Annotated in this window: 11 protein-coding genes; 1 reads left to right on the top strand and 10 read right to left on the bottom strand. The window is 36.6% G+C overall.

Annotated elements, in window-relative coordinates; translation table 11 throughout:
• Positions 1 to 50 precede the first annotated feature (50 nt).
• On the top strand, positions 51 to 758 hold the full coding sequence (locus M666_RS09290; RefSeq protein WP_024481538.1) for a DUF4369 domain-containing protein: 708 nt from the start codon (positions 51 to 53) through the stop codon (positions 756 to 758).
• Positions 759 to 831: 73 nt separating this feature from the next.
• On the opposite strand, the gene M666_RS09285 is transcribed toward M666_RS09290, so the two are convergent.
• From M666_RS09285 to M666_RS09240, 10 genes are all read right to left on the bottom strand, one after another.
• Positions 832 to 1,101, bottom strand: coding sequence for a hypothetical protein (locus tag M666_RS09285; protein ID WP_024481539.1), 270 nt, complete (start codon positions 1,099 to 1,101; stop codon positions 832 to 834).
• A gap of 65 nt (positions 1,102 to 1,166) precedes the next feature.
• Positions 1,167 to 2,135 carry a type I phosphomannose isomerase catalytic subunit gene (locus tag M666_RS09280; protein ID WP_029446946.1) on the bottom strand — a complete coding sequence of 323 codons (969 nt, stop codon included), beginning with the start codon at positions 2,133 to 2,135 and terminating at the stop codon, positions 1,167 to 1,169.
• Between the two features lie 29 nt (positions 2,136 to 2,164).
• A complete protein-coding gene (locus M666_RS09275) occupies positions 2,165 to 2,581 on the bottom strand; it encodes a 6-pyruvoyl trahydropterin synthase family protein (protein WP_025615738.1) in 417 nt (138 codons plus the stop codon).
• Entirely contained in the window at positions 2,578 to 3,111 is a 534-nt protein-coding gene (idi, locus tag M666_RS09270; RefSeq protein ID WP_024481542.1) for an isopentenyl-diphosphate Delta-isomerase, read from the bottom strand. The genes M666_RS09275 and idi overlap by 4 nt, the downstream gene beginning before the upstream one ends.
• Before the next feature lie 141 nt (positions 3,112 to 3,252).
• Positions 3,253 to 4,206 carry a PorP/SprF family type IX secretion system membrane protein gene (locus tag M666_RS09265; protein WP_029446947.1) on the bottom strand — a complete coding sequence of 318 codons (954 nt, stop codon included), beginning with the start codon at positions 4,204 to 4,206 and terminating at the stop codon, positions 3,253 to 3,255.
• Position 4,207: 1 nt separating this feature from the next.
• Entirely contained in the window at positions 4,208 to 6,229 is a 2,022-nt protein-coding gene (locus M666_RS09260) for an Ig-like domain-containing protein (protein ID WP_029446948.1), read from the bottom strand.
• Positions 6,230 to 6,257: 28 nt separating this feature from the next.
• Entirely contained in the window at positions 6,258 to 15,269 is a 9,012-nt protein-coding gene (locus M666_RS09255; protein WP_151198042.1) for a hypothetical protein, read from the bottom strand.
• 253 nt (positions 15,270 to 15,522) lie between these two features.
• Positions 15,523 to 19,992, bottom strand: coding sequence for a Calx-beta domain-containing protein (locus tag M666_RS09250; protein ID WP_029446950.1), 4,470 nt, complete (start codon positions 19,990 to 19,992; stop codon positions 15,523 to 15,525).
• Positions 19,993 to 20,262: 270 nt separating this feature from the next.
• Entirely contained in the window at positions 20,263 to 22,203 is a 1,941-nt protein-coding gene (locus tag M666_RS09245; RefSeq protein WP_029446951.1) for an OmpA family protein, read from the bottom strand.
• Positions 22,204 to 22,212: 9 nt separating this feature from the next.
• Positions 22,213 to 23,163, bottom strand: coding sequence for a PorP/SprF family type IX secretion system membrane protein (locus M666_RS09240; RefSeq protein ID WP_029446952.1), 951 nt, complete (start codon positions 23,161 to 23,163; stop codon positions 22,213 to 22,215).
• Between the last annotated feature and the right edge of the window lie 13 nt (positions 23,164 to 23,176).

Below are 23,176 nucleotides of genomic sequence, written 5' to 3'. Positions count from 1 at the left end.
ATCGAATTGAAATAAAAAAATAGTGATATTTGCCCACCAAAATTAATACCATGAAGAACATTTTCTTACTGTCCTTAGTTGGACTTTTCTTGATTTCCTGTTCAGGAGATTCTAAAAATTCAATGACCGTAAACGGATCTATTAAAGGTTTAAAAAAAGGAACACTTTACCTTCAACAATTACAGGATACGGTTTTAGTAAACCTTGATTCCTTAGAAATAAAAGGAAACGGAGATTTCAGCTTTGAATCGCCTATTGAAAATCCAGATATTTATTATCTGTATTTAGTAAAAAATGATCATAATGATATAAATGATAGAATTACCTTCTTTGGAGAACCAGGTATCATTACCGTAGATACTGCTTGGGATACTTTTGATACCTCTGCAAAAATTACAGGTTCTAAGACTAATGAGAAATTAGAAGAGTATAAAAAAGGAATGTCAAGATATAACGCTAAGAATCTAGAAATTTTACAGATGCGTTTTGATCCCAAAGTAAATAAAGATTCTTTAGCTTTAGATTCTCTGATTAAGTTATCTGATAAAAACATTTACCGCAGCTATGCCTACGCGTTGAATTTTGCACTGAATAACAAAGATTCTTACATTGCCCCTTACATTGCAATTAATGAGGTGGCAGACGCTAATATGAAGTATTTAGATTCTATTCATAAAATGCTTACCCCTGAGGTTGCTGCTTCTAAATACGGAAAACAACTTAAAAAATATTTAGAGGATAAGAAGAAAGAAGAATAAATTCTTATCCCGCTATAAAACAAAAAACCATCCAATTACTTGGATGGTTTTTTTTATTGAAGCTAAGTAATTCTTAACCTAATTTATTAAGTTTTTCAACTAAAACAGTAGCTTTTTCTTCTAATTCAGATTTAACACCATTCAAGTGCTTGCTTCTGCTTTCTACGTTTTTATTATTTACTTTAGCGATTAATTCATCAAAAACATTAATTGCTTCATCAATAAGTTCAGAACCTTCTTTAGAACTTTTTTTGCCGTTTGAAGCTTCCCAGAAATATACTGCTTCTATAATATCTCCTAGAACGTAATTAATATCTTTCTTTAAATCTTGTATACTTGCCATTTTACTAAATTTTATTTTTTGCAAAAGTAATCTTTTTACAAGTATATCAGCACATTAAAGCACTTTTATATCGTAACCTCTAAAAGAGTAGCCCCATTAGATTTTAATTCGATTGATTTGGAATTAGCAGAAACCAAAACAGTTTCTCCTTTTTTAATGCTAGCTTCTCCAAATTCATTCACTACCGTTGCGGCACCAGACACACACATAAAAATCGTAAAAGAATCTCTTTTAGAAATATCTTGTGTTAAATCTTTAGTAAGTTTAATGTAATTTGTCTTGAAATACGGACAGTCTACCATCTCATTTACAGTATCTGTAGTAGTATCATACGCTACTTTAAAATCGTCTTTCTTTGTATAATCCATAGCATCGAGTGCCATTTCTGTATGTAACTCACGTAAATTACCCTCTTTATCTTTTCTATTAAAGTCAAATACACGGTAGGTAACATCAGAAGTTTGCTGAATTTCAGCAAGCACTACTCCTGCGCCTATTGCATGTATTTTTCCCGTATTGATAAAAAATGTATCGCCTTCTTTTACTTTCTCGTAGTTTAATAAATCTAGAAGTTTATCATCTTCTATGCTTTTCTGATATTCTTCTTTAGTCACATCTTTATTGAAGCCAACAATTAAATCTGCTCCTTCATCAGCATCCATGATATACCACATTTCTGTCTTTCCGAAAGAATTATGACGCTTTTTAGCAAGCTCATCATTAGGGTGCAATTGAATAGACAAATCTTGTTTAGCGTCAATGAACTTAATTAATATCGGAAATTCTTTTCCAAAGCGCGACACTACACTCGCGCCTAAAACTTCCTCTGCGTTAGTATCTATTAAATCTTGGAGTGACGTTCCTGACAAATCTCCATTTGCAACCACAGATATATCTCCTTTAACAGTAGATAATTCCCAGCTTTCACCGGTAATATCATTTTCAATAGGTTTACCAAAAATGTCACCTAATTTGGTTCCGCCCCACAGACGTTCTTTTAAGATTGGATTAAATTTTAAAGGATATAAATTCATGATTTCAAATTTAACTTGTTCTGTTTTAGTTATTCATTATTACCAGTGTAAGTAACAAAATTTCTTGGAGTCTCATACAAAATTACCTCCAAATCTTTGTCACTTTCAAAGTGCGGTCTTAATTTATCATAAATTACCACCGCTATATTTTCTGCGGTAGGGTTTAAATTTTTAAATTCAGGAACCTCTACATTAAGGTTTTTATGATCAAAAGCATTCTCGATTTCGCTTTTAATCAAATCTTTTAAAATCTTCACATCAATAACAAACCCCGTTTCAGGATCTATTTTACCCGTAATACTCACAATAAGCTCATAATTATGACCGTGAAAATTGGGGTTATTACAAAGTCCAAAGATGGCATCATTTTTTTCAAAACTCCAATCAGGATTGTACAAACGGTGAGCAGCGTTAAAATGTGCCTTTCTACTTACTTTTACTTTCATGATTCAAATTTATGTTGCGTGATGTAACTGTAGAATTTTTCAAATATAATCTTAAACCAAGCGGTGTAGTGGTCCGGATTTGCAGCAATATCATTCTTGACATCTTCCGGCAGCATCCATTTCCAGTCTGCTACTTCTTCTGGATTAATTTCTGGGGGATGATCAGAATACCCCACCATTACATGATCAAGTTCATGTTCTGTTAACCCATTATCAAAGGGAGCTTTGTATATGAATGAGAATAGTTCTTTTAGTTCTGCTTGAAAACCCATTTCTTCTTGCAGTCTTCTTTTTCCTGCTTGAATATTAGTTTCTCCAACGCGCTGATGACTACAACAGGTATTTGTCCAGAGTAGCGGTGAATGGTACTTATGTGCTGCGCGTTGCTGCAACATAGTTTCGCCCTTCTTATTCATGATAAACACAGAAAAGGCACGGTGTAACACCGCTTTTTCATGTGCCTCCATTTTGGGCATGGTTCCTATTTGTTCATCAGATTGATTTACAAGGATTACGTGTTCTTCTTTCAATTTTCTTTTTTTTTAATCTTAGCAATAATGACATACGCCATCCTTACAAAAATAACATCTTTATAGGATATAAAAAGTTTAAGAAAAAATAAATAAGAAGATTGTAACTAAAAGAATGACATTAATGCGCCTTAAAAAATTTTAGAAGAAACGAGGTGATTTTAAATTCCCCTTAGTTTTAATGAAGTCGTATCGCAATACAATTTCAAAAGAACCATCATTGAAACTTGTGTTTCCTAAATCTGTAGTCTCACGATCATAAGCAATCCCAATTAAGAACCCTTCTGAAACGTTAAAACCAACCATACCACTTACGGCAGCACTCCAACGGTAAGCAGCTCCTAAAATTAATTTATCATTAATCATAAAGTTTGCAGAAGCATCTACTTGAAGTGGCGCACCTTGTACTAATTTGGTTAATAAAGCTGGTTTAAATTTTAAACTAGGATTTAATTCCCAAACGTAACCGGTAATAAAATAAAAGTTCATTTGTTCCTTAGCAGTAGATAGCGAAGATTCGTCAAAATGCGAAGTTTCTAAAAAACGAGGCACAGACAATCCTGCATAAAACTTTTCCGTATGATAATAAACCCCTGCGCCAATGTTAGGAGACAATCGGTTACTAATATCCTGTTGTAATGTTTGATCAGCTGCATACTGGTTGAGTTCAGAATATCTAATATCTAATAAATTGACACTTCCTTTTAATCCAAAACTTATTTTTGCCTCGGTAGAAACAGGAATGGTATACGAGAAATCTACATCAAAATTAGTTTCAGAAGTTGGCCCAATTTTATCATTGACAATAGACAGCCCTAAACCTACTCCTCTATACCCTATTGGAGAATGCACATTAAATGTTTGCGTTGTGGGCGCCCCATCTAACCCTAACCATTGAGACCTGTGCAATAAACCAACGGTCATGTGCCCTCTTGAGCCCGCATAACCAGGGTTTACGCTCACCGTATTATACATGTATTGCGTGTACTGTGCATCTTGTTGAGCAGTAACACTTGTGGTATGTAAGAAGCCTACTAAGCATAGTATGCCAAAAACCCATTTGTAATAAGAGGTATTAAGATTTAAGGTTTTCATACTATCTGTTTATATAAATATATCCTGATTTTGATTTCATAGTGCCCGATGCATCTCCATAATCTAAAATATAGAAATACGTACCTACAGGCAACATATTGTCTTTTTGTACTGTAACACGGCCATTAGAACTTCCTGTAAAAATGTTCCCTTGGGTGTTATACGCTTTTGTAACAAACACTAACACACCCCATCTGTTGTAAATTTTGATGGTATTGTTTGGGAAATTTTCTAAGCCAGAGATGGTCAAGTAATCATGTACTCCATCTCCGTTTGGCGTCACCACATTGAATACTTCTACTTCTTCATCTGTTGAGAATTCTTCTAAATCTAGATCTAAGTAATTAGGTATTCCGTTACCATCCGTATCATCATTTGCATAATCTCCATCAAGATTTAAATCTTCATCTGCTGTAAAAATACCATCATCGTCATCATCGGTATCTCTATAATCAGACTCATCATCTTCATCCGTATTCGGTAAATCTGTAAATGGATCATCTACTTCATCATTAACGTCAATATCTATGGTTGTATTGCCTTCAAAACCATCATCTAGACCATCATTATCTTTATCAGAACCGATAAATACCACATCTGGAATACCATCATGATCATGATCGTGTGCTTCTATATAATCTGGCACATTGTCATTATCACTATCATCATCTAAATAATCTGGTAAATCTTCAAAATCCGTGTTTACTGGAATTATTCCTAAGTTACCATCTTGCTCATAGGCATCATCTAAGCCATTGTTATTAGTATCTTCTCCACTAGGAGCTATATAATCTGATGTAGTTTGTGCTTCTACATTATCTGGGATACCATCATCATCACTATCAATATCTAAATAATCTGCAATGCCATCACCATCAGAATCTGTTGGGTTTGTTGCCGGATCATTATCATTGTCGGTGTTCAAGTCTTCCCAAGCATCTAAAATTCCGTCATCATCACTATCTAAATCTACCTGATCTGTTGTAATTACAGTAATCGTAGCAGTACTACAATTCCCTAATGTATCACAAACGGTATACTCAAAAGTATCTGTTCCTGAGAAATCGGTATTTGGCGTATAAGTGATCACATCATCCGATGGATCATTTGGCGTACCATTATCGTCTACAACCAAAGAACCATTGGTAGGTGTAGTTACGGTAAGTGTGCCCACTGTTGGTAGGTCATTATCGTTCGCATTCCAATTATCTATGGTAATAGGCATATTCTCTTCTGTGGTCACCACGTCATCAAAGGCATCTACAATAGGCAATACCTCTACTGCAACCGTAGCGGTACTACAATCACCAAACGTATTACAAATGGTATACGTAAAAGTATCCTGACCATTAAAATCTGGCGTAGGAATATAAGTTAGTATATCATCTGAAGGATTATTGGGCGTACCATTATCATCTATAACAATAGTTCCATTTGCAGGATCGGATGTCGTTAAAGTTCCTGCAACTGGCAATTCTGTATCATTATCAAGGATAGGAATTACCACCGAGTCATCTTCATCTACTGTGGCTACATCATCTACTAAATTAGCTGCCTGACTCATACAAACTACCGTAAAAGAAGGAAGGTTTTTAGCATTTCCTGCTTTTACTAAGGTCGCTAAATATCGGATAACATCCTTAGTGGCGGTAATTTGAGGGGCTATTTGATCTCCTGTTAATGCGGGAGACCAGCTTATATTTGCACCCACTGGGACATTTGCTGTGATATCTAATGTTACCTCGTTATTAGGCGATTCGCAATCTGTTAGGATAAAATAACTTGTAGCATTCTTACCGCAAGTAGTTCCATCATAGGTGGCAAAATATACACCTGGCTGATTTACTTCATAGAAGAAATCTGTACCTAGAACCGTATTGGTATCTGAGGCATTGTACCATTTGTAATTATTTTCATCTGTACTATTCGGTGCTTGTAGTAAAAATTGGGCACTTGCCCAATTAGAACATAGCAATCCGAAAAGGATAGCGAATACAAGCTTATATGTGTTGATTGATCTCAAACTATGGTCTTCTGTTTATTCGCTTTAATTATTTTACTACAAAAACTACATTAATTAATGAATTGTAATCTGTTGGTTGGTTTTGAACCTGATATGTTAAGTTTCCATTAGCATCTATAGACATTCCTGATACTGCTGTACCATTACCAAAAACTGCTGGATCTGCATATGTAACATAGTAATACAATTCTGTTCTCGTATAGGTTGGCAATGCACCTGGTGCACCTGCACTACCTACTGTGGGAGAACCATATTGTTGGATATACTCATCATACAAATCAATCGTAAATGTTCCATTTGTTGAAACATCAACGGCAATTGAAGGTGGATAGAAAATTCTAGCCGCCTTAGAGGTAATTGGCGCGATAGCCTGAATCACTTCTTGCACTGTAGTTTCATTTGTTGGGGAAGCTTCACCTCCTTGATCTACATCAATTGGAGTTCTTAATAAAACTTCGTCATCATATTGATCATCTGTTCCTAATGCTGATAACGCAACGTTTCTTGCTCCACCACCATCGGTAATTCTTAAATTAGTACCTACGACAGCAAAAGCTGTGTTGTATTCGTTTGAAGGATCTGAATCGGCATCATTTACATTAATAGTAGTGCTATTACCTCCTGAGATACTTATAGTTCCTGGGTTTGTACCAGCAGTTAAAGTTTGATCATCAGAGGCAGGGTCTCCTGCATCTCCTTTATCTCCTTTTTGACCATCTTGGCCATTCTGACCTGCTGGGCCTTGTTGTCCTTGAATTCCTTGTGGACCTGTAGCTCCTCTTTCACCTTGATCTCCTTTGTCTCCTTTTTGACCATCTTGGCCATTTTGACCATCTTGACCTGGCTGACCTGCTGGCCCTTGTTGTCCTTGAGCTCCAGCTGGACCTGTTGAACCAGTATCCCCTTTAGGACCTGTTGCTCCTGTTAAACCTTGAATTCCTTGATCTCCAGTATCTCCTTTTTCTCCTTGAATTCCTTGAATACCCTGAATTCCTTGATCTCCTTGGTCACCTTTTACTCCTTGGTCACCCTGAATACCTTGGATTCCCTGATCTCCAGTATCTCCTTTTTCTCCTTGAATTCCCTGAATTCCTTGATCTCCTTGGTCACCTTTTAGTCCTTGGTCACCTTGAATACCTTGGTCTCCAGTATCTCCTTTTTCTCCTTGAATACCTTGGATTCCTTGATCTCCTTGATCACCTTTTACTCCTTGGTCACCTTGAATACCCTGAATTCCTTGATCTCCTTGGTCACCTTTTACTCCTTGGTCACCCTGAATACCTTGGATTCCCTGATCTCCAGTATCTCCTTTTTCTCCTTGAATACCTTGGATTCCCTGATCTCCTTGGTCACCCTGAATACCTTGGATTCCCTGATCTCCTTGGTCACCCTTTACTCCTTGAATTCCTTGGTCTCCAGTATCTCCTTTTTCTCCTTGAATACCTTGGATTCCTTGATCTCCTTGATCACCTTTTACTCCTTGGTCACCTTGAATACCCTGAATTCCTTGATCTCCTTGGTCTCCAGTATCTCCTTTTTCTCCTTGAATACCTTGGATTCCCTGATCTCCAGTATCTCCTTTTTCTCCTTGAACACCCTGAATTCCTTGATCTCCTTGGTCACCTTTTACTCCTTGGTCACCTTGAATACCTTGGATTCCCTGATCTCCAGTATCTCCTTTTTCTCCTTGAATACCCTGAATTCCTTGATCTCCTTGGTCACCTTTTACTCCTTGGTCACCCTGAATACCTTGGATTCCCTGATCTCCAGTATCTCCTTTTTCTCCTTGAATACCCTGAATTCCTTGATCTCCTTGGTCACCCTTTACTCCTTGGTCACCTTGAATACCTTGATCTCCTTGGTCACCTTTTACTCCTTGGTCACCTTGAATACCTTGATCTCCTTGGTCACCTTTTACTCCTTGGTCACCTTGAATACCTTGGATTCCCTGATCTCCAGTATCTCCTTTTTCTCCTTGAATACCCTGAATTCCTTGATCTCCTTGGTCACCTTTTACTCCTTGGTCACCTTGAATACCTTGAATTCCTTGGTCTCCAGTATCTCCTTTTTCTCCTTGAATACCTTGGATTCCCTGATCTCCAGTATCTCCTTTTTCTCCTTGAATACCTTGGATTCCTTGATCTCCTTGATCACCCTTTACTCCTTGGTCACCCTGAATACCTTGGATTCCCTGATCTCCAGTATCTCCTTTTTCTCCTTGAATACCTTGGATTCCCTGATCTCCTTGGTCACCTTTTACTCCTTGGTCACCCTGAATACCTTGGATTCCCTGATCTCCAGTATCTCCTTTTTCTCCTTGAATACCTTGAATTCCTTGATCTCCTTGGTCACCTTTTACTCCTTGGTCACCTTGAATACCTTGGATTCCCTGATCTCCAGTATCTCCTTTTTCTCCTTGAATACCCTGAATTCCTTGATCTCCTTGGTCACCTTTTACTCCTTGGTCACCTTGAATACCTTGAATTCCTTGGTCTCCAGTATCTCCTTTTTCTCCTTGAATACCTTGAATTCCTTGATCACCTTGATCACCTTTTACTCCTTGGTCACCTTGAATACCTTGGGTTCCCTGATCTCCTTGGTCACCCTTTACTCCTTGAATTCCCTGATCTCCAGTATCTCCTTTTTCTCCTTGAATACCTTGGATTCCTTGATCACCTTGAATACCTTGGATTCCCTGATCTCCTTGGTCACCCTTTACTCCTTGAATTCCCTGATCTCCAGTATCTCCTTTTTCTCCTTGATCACCCTTTTCACCCTGAATACCTTGTGGTCCTGAATCTGCATCAACCCAAGTGTATACTCCTGAACCATCTGTAGCCAAGACTTGACCATTAGTACCTCCGGTAGGTAATTCTATTTCGTTTTGATCGTCTTTATCACCATCTACATAATTAACGGTGTAATTACCAGCACTATCATCGGTTACAGAAATATCTCCTGTTCCAATTACAGTTTCTCTGTAATTAGATAAGTCAATTGCTGCTGCCGTTGGATCATTACTCAAAGTAAGGTTATCACCAGATAAACTTAAATCTTGAATTTCATTAGTTATACTTGAATCTGCATCGCGAATGTCAATAGTGGTATCACTTCCTCTTTCTAAAGCAATATTTACTGTTTCATTCGTAGTAACAACTGTACTACTGATACCTTGATTATCACTACTATTTGTTGCTAAAGCTTCTATCGCTTCTTGTACATTGGCAGCTCCTAAAGAAGATGCAGCATCATTATAAGTAACTTCTGATGCATTTTGATCATCTGTACCATCAAAACTTGTGGTAGTATTATCTTCGGATACATAATCAAATATACCATCTGAATTTGCATCACTTAATGTGGTTACTGTTTCATTAATATTTACATCCGTAATACCTGGCTCTGAAATCGTTGCTATAATATGTCCTGTTACCGTATTAGTCACACTAATATCATCATCCGATAAACTAGAAGCATCAATTAATTCCCAGGATCCTGAAGTAGCATTCCACTGCATTAATTGACCATCAGTAGTACCATCGGCTAATTTTGAAAGAGTAACTGCATTATCTGCTAATTGAGTAGCAGTAATTCCTCCATCAGAAACGCCTAATGTATAAGGTACTGCTTGAGAACCATCTCCAGAACGAGTTAAAGTTGTGTTTGTAGCCCCAACAACCTCGTTACCTACGATACCATCATTCTCTGTTACAGTAACTGATCCAAGATCAACTAATGTCCAAGTGGATGTTGCCCCATCCCATTGCATTACTTGCCCATCTAATGTACCATCGGCTAATTTTTCTAAAGTAACTGCTGTATTTGCAATATCTGCACTTGCAATAGTACCATCTACAATCTCTGTAGTGGTAATAGCATTATCTGCCATCTTTGCATTCGTAATAGCATTATCTGCTATCTCTAAAGTAACATCATTTAATGTTGAATTGGCTCCACCAGAAACTACAATATCCGTAGAAGAAATTGTACCATCACCTATTATATCTGTAGGATCTACTGTTACGGTATATTCCGTATTGTTACCTGTTGTAGTATTCGTAATATTTACACCTGTTCCTTCTACAACTGAAGTCGTTTTTTGATTTGCGACTATTGTTGGTTCTAAATCTAACGCTGTAGAAGCTTCACCATTTATGGTACTTACTAATTCGTTATTACTATCTAAGGACAATTCATTACTATTTATAATAGCAACGCCTGCACCAGTAACTCCATCTACAGTCGTAGATAATGTATTTACTGTACTGGTATTGGAAACCGTTGTGGCCGGAACTAAAGTAGCTTTATCTATCCACTCTACAGCTCCTGCAGCATTTGTAACCAATACGCGGTCATTTCCTCCTGAAGAGATATCTTCCGTTAAAATTGTACCGTTTACTATGTTTTCTGTTTGAACAGCATTATCTGCTAACTTTTCGTTAGTCACTGCATCCGCAGCTAATTCTGTAGTACCAACTGCTCCTGCAGTAATCTCTAAGGTGACATCTTTAAAAACTGAATCATCCCCTCCTGTTACGGTTAAGTCATTAGATGAAATTGTACCATCTGCTATGGCTGCTTCATCTACTTCTAAGGCTCCCGTTAAAGTATTTTGTGATAAACCTGCTCCGGCTACATCTGAATTAATTGTTGCTGCATTTACTGCATCTGCTGCGATGTCTGAAGACGCTACTGCACCTGCCGCTATTTTTTCTGTAGTGATGGCATCATCTGCAACGTCTAAAGTAACATCCTTAAATAAAGAATCATCTCCACCAGTTATATCAATTGTATTATCCGTAGATGAAATTGTACCATCTGCTATGGCTGCTTCATTTACTTCTAAGGCTCCCGTTAAAGTATTTTGTGATAAACCTGCTCCGGCTACATCTGCATTAATTGTTGCTGCATTTACGGCATCTGCTGCAATATCAGCACTTGCAATAGTACCATCTACAATCTCTGTAGTTGTAATAGCGTTATCTGCCATTTTTGCATTCGTAATAGCATTATCTGCTATCTCTAAAGTAACATCATTTAATGTTGAATTGGCTCCACCAGAAACTACAATATCCGTAGAAGAAATTGTTCCATCACCTATTATATCTGTAGGGTCTACTGTTACGGTATATTCCGTATTGTTACCTGTTATAGTATTCGTAATATTTACACCTGTTCCTTCTACAACTGAAGTTGTTTTTTGATTTGCGACTATTGTCGGTTCTAAATCTAACGCTGTAGAAGCTTCACCATTTATGGTACTTACTAATTCGTTATTACTATCTAAGGACAATTCATTACTATTTATAATAGCAACGCCCACACCAGTAACCCCATCTACAGTCGTAGATAATGTATTTACTGTACTTGTATTGGAAACCGTCGTTGCCGGAACTAAAGTAGTTTTGTCTATCCACTCTACCGCTCCTGCAGCATTTGTAACCAATACGCGGTCATTTCCTCCTGAAGAGATATCTTCCGTTAAAATTGTACCATCTAAAATTTCAAGGGTTGTAATTCCGCCCGTAGCTACACCTAAGGTATAAGGACTAATTTCTGATCCTGCACCTGATCGTATTAAAGTACCGTCAGTAGCATTGGTTACTTCATTACCTACAATTCCATCATTCTCTGTAACAGTAACTGATCCTAAATCTACTAATTCCCATGTTGAACTAGTGTTATTCCACCTCATTACTTGACCATCCGAATTACCATCAGCTAATTTTTCTAAAGTAACTGCTGTATCTGCAATATCTGCACTTGCAATAGTCCCGTCTACAATCTCTGTAGTGGTAATAGCGTTATCTGCCATTTTTGCATTCGTAATAGCATTATCTGCTATCTCTAAAGTAACATCATTTAATGTTGAATTGGCTCCACCAGAAACTACAATATCCGTAGAAGAAATTGTTCCATCACCTATTATATCTGTAGGATCTACTGTTACGGTATATTCCGTATTGTTGCCTGTTGTTGTATTCGTAATATTTACACCAGTTCCTTCTACAACTGAAGTTGTTTTTTGATTTGCGACTATTGTCGGTTCTAAATCTAGCGCTGTAGAAGCTTCACCATTTATGGTACTTACTAATTCGTTATTACTATCTAAGGACAATTCATTACTATTTATAATAGCAACGCCTGCACCAGTAACTCCATCTACAGTCGTAGATAACGTATTTACTGTACTTGAATTGGAAACCGTTGTGGCAGGAACTAAAGTAGCTTTATCTATCCACTCTACATCTCCTGCTGCATTTGTAACCAATACACGGTCATTTCCTCCAGAAGAAATATCTTCCGTTAAAATTGTACCGTTTACTATGTTTTCTGTTTGAACAGCATTATCTGCTAACTTATCATTAGTCACTGCATCTGCAGCTAATTTATCTGTTACAATAGCTAAGTCTTCTACCTTAAAAGGATCCGCTACAGTTCCTAAACCTGTAATAGTTACTTGATCGGCGATAGCGTCAAAATCCGACTTATCAATCCACTCTACTGCACCAGTTGCATCAGTAACCAATACTTGGTCATTTCCTCCTGAAGCAATATCTTCCGTTAAAATTGTACCGTTTACTATGTTTTCTGTTTGAACAGCATTATCTGCTAACTTTTCGTTAGTCACTGCATCTGCAGCTAATTTATCTGTGACAATGGCTAAGTCTTCTACCTTAAAAGGATCTGCTACAGTTCCTAAACCCGTGATAGTTACTTGATCGGCGATAGCGTCAAAATCTGACTTATCAATCCACTCTACTGCACCAGTTGCATCGGTAACCAATACTTGGTCATTTCCTCCTGAAGAGATATCTTCTGTTAAAATTGTACCGTTTACTATGTTTTCTGTTTGAACAGCATTATCTGCTAACTTATCATTAGTCACTGCATCTGCAGCTAATTTATCTGTTACAATAGCTAAGTCTTCCACTTTAAAAGGATCCGCTACAGTTCCTAAACCTGTAATAGTTACTTGATCGGCAATAGCGTCAAAATCCGACTTATCAATCCACTCTACTGCACCAGTTGCATCGGTAACCAATACTTGGTCATTTCCTCCTGAAGAGATATCTTCCGTTAAAATTGTACCGTTTACTATGTTTTCTGTTTGAACAGCATTATCGGCTAACTTATCATTAGTCACTGCATCTGCTGCTAATTTATCTGTTACAATAGCTAAGTCTTCTACCTTAAAAGGATCCGCTACAGTTCCTAAACCTGTAATAGTTACTTGATCGGCGATAGCGTCAAAATCCGACTTATCAATCCACTCTACTGCACCAGTTGCATCAGTAACCAATACTTGGTCATTTCCTCCTGAAGCAATATCTTCCGTTAAAATTGTACCGTTTACTATGTTTTCTGTTTGAACAGCATTATCTGCTAACTTTTCGTTAGTCACTGCATCTGCAGCTAATTTATCTGTGACAATGGCTAAGTCTTCTACCTTAAAAGGATCTGCTACAGTTCCTAAACCCGTGATAGTTACTTGATCGGCGATAGCGTCAAAATCTGACTTATCAATCCACTCTACTGCACCAGTTGCATCGGTAACCAATACTTGGTCATTTCCTCCTGAAGAGATATCTTCTGTTAAAATTGTACCGTTTACTATGTTTTCTGTTTGAACAGCATTATCTGCTAACTTATCATTAGTCACTGCATCTGCAGCTAATTTATCTGTTACAATAGCTAAGTCTTCTACCTTAAAAGGATCCGCTACAGTTCCTAAACCTGTAATAGTTACTTGATCGGCGATAGCGTCAAAATCCGACTTATCAATCCACTCTACTGCACCAGTTGCATCAGTAACCAATACTTGGTCATTTCCTCCTGAAGCAATATCTTCCGTTAAAATTGTACCGTTTACTATGTTTTCTGTTTGAACAGCATTATCTGCTAACTTTTCGTTAGTCACTGCATCTGCAGCTAATTTATCTGTGACAATGGCTAAGTCTTCTACCTTAAAAGGATCTGCTACAGTTCCTAAACCCGTGATAGTTACTTGATCGGCGATAGCGTCAAAATCTGACTTATCAATCCACTCTACTGCACCAGTTGCATCGGTAACCAATACTTGGTCATTTCCTCCTGAAGAGATATCTTCTGTTAAAATTGTACCGTTTACTATGTTTTCTGTTTGAACAGCATTATCTGCTAACTTCTCATTAGTCACTGCATCTGCAGCTAATTTATCTGTTACAATAGCTAAGTCTTCCACTTTAAAAGGATCCGCTACAGTTCCTAAACCTGTAATAGTTACTTGATCGGCAATAGCGTCAAAATCCGACTTATCAATCCACTCTACTGCACCAGTTGCATCGGTAACCAATACTTGGTCATTTCCTCCTGAAGAGATATCTTCCGTTAAAATTGTACCGTTTACTATGTTTTCTGTTTGAACAGCATTATCGGCTAACTTATCATTAGTCACTGCATCTGCTGCTAATTTATCTGTTACAATAGCTAAGTCTTCTACCTTAAAAGGATCCGCTACAGTTCCTAAACCTGTAATAGTTACTTGATCGGCGATAGCATCAAAATCCGACTTATCAATCCACTCTACTGCACCAGTTGCATCGGTAACCAATACTTGATCTACCCCACCTGAAATAATATCTACTTCAACATCTCCTAATAAGGCATTAGCATCTCCTGAAATAGTAATTGTACCATTTGGTGAAGTTATATTACCGTCGCCTTGAAGTGCAGAAACATCAACACTTACAGTACCCCCATTTTCTAACTGTAGTGTTAATTGATTTGTAAGCTCATCAAAACTAAAGTCCTGAAGTTGTTGATCATCAGAAGAAGTTAACTCCCAAGAATCTCCATCCCAGAAATAAATTGTTCCGGTATTTGTGTTTACATAAACATCGCCAATATCTGCTCCTGTTGGAGTTGTCATTCCTGGACTAGTGACATCTGTTCCGCTTAATACTTCACAATTACACTGATCTTCTAAAGTCACTGTAGTTTGCGAAATGGCTACACTAGTCATTAATAGGAATACTAGTAAAAAGAAATTTTTAATCATGGGTGTGGGTTAACTTAAACTTTAATTGGGTACTTGTAAATAAGTAGGAGGACTACCAATAACTGATAGACACTTTTACTCTTTACAAAATTAACATTTGCTTATGCTAGGGGAAATAAATGTTGTGTATGTGTAAATTAGTAAGGTATAGCAAGTAATAATTGAGGTCTTGATTTTGAAAAAGTGCATTTTATCGAACTCCTTAATGAAAACAGTGTTTGAGAAAGATTGAAATTTGCAGTAAACCAACTGATTAGTTTGTTTTTACGCGATAGGTTATTCTTCTATTCGTAATTACCGTGTAGTTTTTTATAATACTAAAAGGTGAGAATTCTGAAGTGGAATTTGAGATTGTAGCTGTTGACGTAATAAAATTACCCGCTGCAATGCTAAGCGGTCCAGCGATCACAAATTTAAATTTATTTGTAGTATCTGTATTACCATCTACATCTGTATAAGGACTTACTGCTGTAGATACATCTGCCGCAGAACCTTCAACTACAGTTGCTAAATAAATTTGCCCTTCTCCATAATCTGTAGTATATCCTAATTGATTATCTCCTGTAACGGCACTACCTTCATTAATATCTGTTAAAAATACTTCAATAGTAGCTCCTGGTCTTGACCAACCTTCTATTACTAAATTAGGTCCTGAAACAAATGCATTTGCAATTATTGGAAAATTCAGCAATCCGTTTGGTCCCGAATCTGCATCTGCAGCATCATTTATAGTGACTCCATCTCCTAATGCATTGGAAGCATCTAAATCAATACCTAAAGCATTCGCAGCCGTTCCATTAGCAAAAATGGAATTTTGTGAAATTAAATTTCCAGACGTAGCTCCTCCAGAAATAACAATTCCGGAGCCTGCATTTGTAGCAATAATGTTATTCGAAATAGACGAATCATTACCGTGCAATCTTACACCAGCATTCTCTATCTTACCACCACAGTTACCACCATTCTGTCCCGCATTCGTAATCGTATTTTCTGTAATAATGACATTACCAGAAATTGCTTCTCCATCAATACCTATGGCAGCCGAATTATCAATTAAATTTTGACGTATGATAATTCCCGTGCCATCTGCCAATAATATATTGTCATCACAACCGGTCGCTCCATTTGCATCAAAATGATTATTCTGTATGGTTGTACTTGTGCCACCATCAACAAAAATACCTGCATCCGTATTTGACGAAATATAATTTGAGTCTATGATTGCTACTCCATTTTTAATTTCAACTCCATAATCTATATTTCCTGCAGCATTTCCTATTGCATTTACTCCTAATAAGGAATTAGAAATGGTAACAGCACCACCGTCTATTATTATTCCTGCATTATTATTTCCGTACACCGCTACATTTCTGATAACCACATCTGTTCCTGATGCACTCAACACATCCCCATTATTCTTATGAATCTGAATTTCTGGACGTATATAATCTGGCAATGTAACACCAGAAGTTCCAACTGCTGTACCTCCTGCACCAATAGTACCTGAATTAGAATCTCCTGAATATGCTGTTTGGGTTCTTCCATCTAACACCGTATTTGTTCCTGTAATTTCAGAAAACGGATTTCCATTTGAAATCAACACATCAAAAATTCCTGCTGCATAATTAGCATCTGCTGCTCTACCTAAAGCATCGCCCGTTGGCGGAATCATAAAAATAGAGGTGTCTTCTTCTGGAGCAGGATCAAAAATACTATTTGCCTCAATATCTAAACCTACTTCTGATAAGGTATTAGAATTGAGAATAAATTGTTCAATGGAACCTTGACCACTCTCATTGGTATTTACAATCGTATTAAAATTAAATCCGAAATCTATATTTGCTACACCACTGCTTGCAATACTAACCTGTGATAAACTTTGTGAGCCTGTAAAAACACCTAATGCAGTATCTGTATTGGCAGCCGGATTAGCCCCTCCTATTTCATCAAGTACTTCTATATTATTAGAAACATCACCATAACTCCTAAACGTTTGGATAGGAAGACATGTAGAGCAATTTAAACCATTACCTCTTGTAGATTTTACGGTTGTGTTAACTGCTTTTACAAAATAATCTCCATCCGCCATTCCTCCAAAGCTATAATCCCCATTGACATTGGTATTTACTCTTCTTACGAAATCTCCATTATCATCATATAACTCTAGAATAACACCTGAAATTCCTGTGCCATTAGCATTTGACATATTTCTTCCTAGTCCGCCTCCATACTGAATGTCTTCAAAAACAGAACCAGCAATTAAATTTGAAGGTACTTTTAATACTACCGCAGCGGATATCAAGAAATCCTGTCCTACATCTACATTAGCAGTAACCTGGGAGTCTCCTGGCGATATGTAAGTAGAGATATCATATGTATCTAAATCTACGCCGTACGAAGCTGTAAAATTATAATCTGGTGAAATAGTGTTATCATAAATGGTCGAATTATAAGCATTATTTCCTGGCTGACCGCCGTCTCCTGATAACACATTGGTCGTATTTGATTGATTTGTAATTGATAGTTCTTCTGGATTCACAGAACCGGAGCTTGAACCATCTAATGTGGAATCTCCTTCCCAAGAAAGAAATGAAGCTTTTGCACCTGCTCCCGCTATCGCATAAAAACTATCTAGAGTAAAAGAAGTACCCTCATTACTTAATCCATCAAAACCTTGGTATAAATTAATATTTACAGCCGGTAAGTTAGGATCTTCATAAAATACAAAGAGTGTCCACCCACCAAGAACGGTAGCTGTTGAGCAATAGGTTCCGGTGTTATCTACGAATAAGTCTGAGAAATCAAATACATTCGTAGATGGGTTGGCAATTCCTTGTACTATAGTAGTAACATCACTCACATATCCATAAAAGTTCCGATTCGTAAGTGTGGTTTGGTATTGATAATTTGCATTTACTGTCTGCCCTTCAAATGTAACCGTACCGTCTACGACCGTGCTGGAATGGGCCCAATATAAATAGGCCTTTGAAACTGTTCCTGTACTTGGTATAGGTGAAATTAAAGTATTAGAAGATGATGCTTTGATACTACAAGGATCTGTATTATTATCATTTGTCCTGAGAGAACCACCCGTGGTACTATAATCATAGTACCCATCAAATTCTTGAAAAAGAGTTAAAGGGTCATTCGCTAAGATTTGAGAATTGATATAACCATTGGCGGTATCACTATAATCTACTGTTGCATACTGTGCACTGGCACCGGAAAAACCTACGGTAAAATATTCTACTAATTCTGGGATACCATCATTAACAATAGGCACTGAAAATGTTTGAACATATCCTACTCTACCGTCAAAGGTTAGGGTACCATTAACAGAAATATAATCACTTCCAACATTTGCCGTACCATCACTCACCGTATAGTTAACTGTAAAAGGCGTATAGAAATATCCAAATAAGGTACTTCTACCGTGACGATCTCTTACGTGTGTTACTGTGAATATAGCATTACCAGAATCTTCATCTATATAAACATCATCTACTACAATTTTAGGCCCTGGTGGTGCACAAGTAACATCTGCTTGCCACCCATTACCTGTTGTATTGTTATTAGACGTAAATCTAAATGTTAAACAACCATCTGTATTGGTAGCAAATATTTGAGTTGGAATATTATCATTATCATATTGCCCAATAAGTGTTGCGCCAGTAGAAGTACCATCATAAATATATAAAATATCACCTGGAATTACATCAAATTGCTGAAAGTCTACAGTTAGATAATTACTTGCAATGTCTGGACAAATAGTATATACAATATCTTCATTATCTGAATAATTATTAATCCCTCCTGAATCTAAAAATATATCATCACAAGAACTATCAGATTGACCATCTGTAATAATTAAGGCATCATTAGCCAAAATTGTGCCCGTACCGGTAGCTGTGATGTCCACATTTGAATTTGTAGTTGAAGTAAATGACACTCTAAATGTTTCATCACCTTCAAATATTGTATCATCTAGAATAGGTACCGTTATAGTTTCTGTGTCTCCAGAATTTCCATTGAAGTTTATAGTTCCTGTTGTTGTCGTATAATCTTGACCTGCAATAGCAGAAATATTTGAAGTTGTATAATTAACACTATAAGCACCACTAGTATTCCCTCCCGTATGGGTTACTGTAAAAGTAGCTGTACCAGCATCTTCATTAACCGTTACATTATTTATGGCAAGATCAGCACCGTATACGGCACTAAATTGAACGTTATCTATATAAATAGTATCATTATTCTCCCAGTTTGTGTCTACAGGGAAAAAGATGATAGCCGGGTTTGACGCAATTTCTGCTGCTGTTAAGTTATAGGTAATAGAGCCCGTACCGCTATTTATTCTTTGAACAAAACCCCAATTGTTATTATCTGCATTATAGATAAAAACATCAATACCTTCTCCCCCAGCGGAAATGGCGTTATAATCTAAGGTCATAGTTGCCGCAACCGCACCCGCCAATGGTACAAATCGATAGATCCATGCATCATCACTACCACGAAACCTAAGTTGATTACTATTTATTCTAATAGATCCATTAAACGGAGAACCATTGTCATTACGTTCAATCCAATTTGAACTAAAGTTCTGCGAACCATTATTATTAGAATATGAGGTACTACTAAATGTATCCCTAAACGTTTCTTGTGCAGAAATGAGGACTGAAGATAACAATAGTATGTAAAAAAATAGGTGTTTAAATAGGGTCATGCATTTTACTAAAGGAGTACCCACCTAATTAAGGCAATTATTGGTACCACTATATTCGAAGTAAAAATACTTCACGAGGCAGCGGCTATCTAAATTTTGTTGTGTAGCTAGGCAAATTTGAAGTATATCCCTACAAAAATATTGTTAACGTAATTTACTACTTTGTTAAATGAACTCAAATTAAGCTGAAAATAAAGGTAATTCGGCATAAAGCAAAAAGGGCAGCTACCTTTAGAGTAGCTGCCCTTTTTGCTAATATTTGGAGTGTTATTATTCTCTAATAATGAATTCTGATCTTCGGTTTAAATCGTGCTCTTTAGAAGTACAATTAGAATTATTACCACAATTATTTACCAGCTTGGTTTCCCCAAAACCTTCTCCTTCTAATCTATCTTCTGAGATTCCTTTAGAAATCATATAACCGACAGTAGATTCAGCTCTTTTTTGAGACAACCATAAGTTATAAGCATCCTTTCCACGACTATCCGTATGAGAATTAACTTTGATCTTCAAACTTGGATATTTCTCCATGGCTGCAATAACTTTCTGAATTTCAATTTCTGCATCTGGTCTAATATTATATTTATTTAGATCAAAATAGATGGTACTTAACTGCAGTAACTTAGCTAAATCATCACCAAAACCACCAGATACATTATCGCGTTCTAAGTAAAAATCGATCACTTTAGGTTCCCCATCAGACTCGCCCATATATTCTTCTGAAGGAATATAACCGTCTGTCATAGCACGAACAAAATTTCCTTGATCACAATCTATTACAATTTCATAGTATCCGTTAGCATCCGTAAGCGTCTGTAAAATTTCAATATTATCTTCATTGATTACTTTTACTGTAGCCCCCACCAAAACTTGATTTGAGATTTTATCTCTTACAATACCTGAAATTTCTTGTCTACATTCTAACTGTAACGGGATGTTTTCCACAAAGCTATAGATGTCATCATTCCCTAATCCCGTAGCTCTATTTGATGCAAAATAACCTGTTCTATCTTCTTCATTAAAGATAAACGTAAAGTCATCTAACTGCCCGTTAATAGGCTCACCAACGTTTTTTACAGCTCCCGTATAATCGTTATCTCTTATTTTAGTTGCAAAAACGTCTAAACCTCCTAAACCTGGGTGTCCTTCCGAAGAAAAGTATAACACATCTTCACTAGTTACAAAAGGAAAAGTTTCTCTTGCCTCCGTATTTATAGTACTTCCTAAATTCTCTGGAGTACTAAATGTCCTATCATCGTTGATGGTTACTTTAAAAATGTCTGATTCCCCTAAAGTACCAGGCATGTCTGATGCAAAATATAATGTTTTTTCATCAGGACTCAACGCCGGATGCGCAACAGAATAGCTATCACTATTAAAAGGGAGCTCTTCTAAATACGCTACTATACTATCCTGGATAATAGCCCTAAAAATCTTTAAACGAATTACTCCGTCTTCATCTTTTGTTGACTTACCTTCTTTAAAGTTATTTCTCGTAAAGTATATAACACTACCATCTCTAGTTGCTGCCACTGTAGATTCATGTAATCTACTGTTAATGTTTTTATTCATTTTAACAACTCTACCCATAGATAAACTATCGGCATTAACTTTATAGATATCTAAAAAGTCTTTAGAATTCCACGTATGTCTATATCTCGCTAAGTTCCCTGTATCTCTATCTGATGAAAACAACAAACCTTCTTTGTAATATGCAGGTGCAAACTCTGAATAGACTGTATTAAATTCAAAAGAACCAATAGTATATCTTCCTGAATTTTCTTTAATCTCTTTTCTATAATCTCTGTCTGCTGTAAAATTATTAGCTCTATAATCGCCAGACGAAGTAATCTCCGAGAATTTTTGCATTAACTCATCTGCAGCTTCATATTCCCCTAAACTTCTTAAGGTTTGAGCATATCTAAAATAATAATCTGGAGTAACGTCAGGTTCAAACTCTGTCACCAATCTCTTATAAATTTCAGATGCATTTTTGTAATCAGCATTGAAATAATAAGAGTTTCCCAAATTCTTTAAAAGGTCTGCAGATACAAAACCTTTATCCAAAACTTTTTTATAAATATCTATCGCTGGACTAAATGAGAATTCATCGTATTTAGCATTAGCGCGTTCAAGACTTTTTTCTTGTGCGGATAAACTTCCAATTGAAATAAGTAGTAGAACTACTGTAAAAAGTATTTTTCTAACCATAATTGTAATTTAGAAGAAACGTGGTGATACTAATTTTTGGAATGATTTCATTAGCTCATATCTCAAGAAGATTTCAAAAGAACCATCATTAAATCTTGTAGAACCTAACTCTGTTGTTTCTTTATCATAAGCCAATCCAATCATGAATTGATCAGATATTTGAAAACCTGCCATAGCACTTACAGCTGCATCCCATCTATATGCCGCACCGAATGTAAATTTTTCGTTGTACATAAAGTTCGCCGATAAATCTACTTGCAATGGTGCACCACCAACTACTTTTGTTAAAAGCGCAGGCTTAAATTTAAATTCACTCGATAAATCAAAAACATAACCAGTTATAGCGTAAAAATTAATACGTTCTTGCGCTAAAAAAGTAATAGAGTTTGATTCTCTTGCTGAATTATCAAAGTGATCTGTTTCCAATAAATTTGGAGCCGATAAGCCTAAATAAAATTTATCGGTATGATAATAGGCTCCTATTCCAAAATTTGGAGAAAACTTGTTTTCTATGTTATCTCCTGAAACAGCTTCACTATCAAAATTTCTAAGCTTATTGAAGTCTAAATTCAATAGGTTACCCCCGGCCTTTAAACCAAATGATAATTTTGCAGTTTGTGACACATCAATAGTGTACGATATAACTCCATCAAAATAGGTTTCTTGAACGGTACCATTACCAATCTCATCATTCACTATAGATACACCATACCCTAATCTACTATTTCTAATAGGGGAATGTAAATTTAGTGTTTGAGAGGTTGGCGAACCATCTAAACCTACCCATTGTGATCTATATAAAGCCGTAACACTCAATTGGCCACGAGATCCTGCGTACGCAGGGTTTACACTCATGGTATTGAACATATACTGGGTATATTGAGCATCTTGCTGCGCATTTGCGCTATTAAAGAATAGGGATGCTAATACTATCGGTACTAAAAAAATTAATTTATTCATAATATATAGTGTT

Source organism: Cellulophaga baltica 18, from assembly GCF_000468615.2.
Classification (GTDB): domain Bacteria; phylum Bacteroidota; class Bacteroidia; order Flavobacteriales; family Flavobacteriaceae; genus Cellulophaga; species Cellulophaga baltica.
Note: the sequence above shows the minus strand (reverse complement) of the source record. Positions and strands in the feature narration are given on the sequence as shown.

Bases quoted from the DNA above. Each gene is read 5' to 3' on its own strand.
- M666_RS09285 (WP_024481539.1), bottom strand. From the start codon at position 1,101: ATGGCAAGTATACAAGATTTAAAGAAAGATATTAATTACGTTCTAGGA.
- M666_RS09245 (WP_029446951.1), bottom strand. From the start codon at position 22,203: ATGGTTAGAAAAATACTTTTTACAGTAGTTCTACTACTTATTTCAATT.
- M666_RS09255 (WP_151198042.1), bottom strand. From the start codon at position 15,269: ATGATTAAAAATTTCTTTTTACTAGTATTCCTATTAATGACTAGTGTA.
- M666_RS09280 (WP_029446946.1), bottom strand. From the start codon at position 2,135: ATGAATTTATATCCTTTAAAATTTAATCCAATCTTAAAAGAACGTCTG.
- M666_RS09265 (WP_029446947.1), bottom strand. From the start codon at position 4,206: ATGAAAACCTTAAATCTTAATACCTCTTATTACAAATGGGTTTTTGGC.
- M666_RS09240 (WP_029446952.1), bottom strand. From the start codon at position 23,163: ATGAATAAATTAATTTTTTTAGTACCGATAGTATTAGCATCCCTATTC.
- M666_RS09275 (WP_025615738.1), bottom strand. From the start codon at position 2,581: ATGAAAGTAAAAGTAAGTAGAAAGGCACATTTTAACGCTGCTCACCGT.
- M666_RS09290 (WP_024481538.1), top strand. From the start codon at position 51: ATGAAGAACATTTTCTTACTGTCCTTAGTTGGACTTTTCTTGATTTCC.
- M666_RS09250 (WP_029446950.1), bottom strand. From the start codon at position 19,992: ATGACCCTATTTAAACACCTATTTTTTTACATACTATTGTTATCTTCA.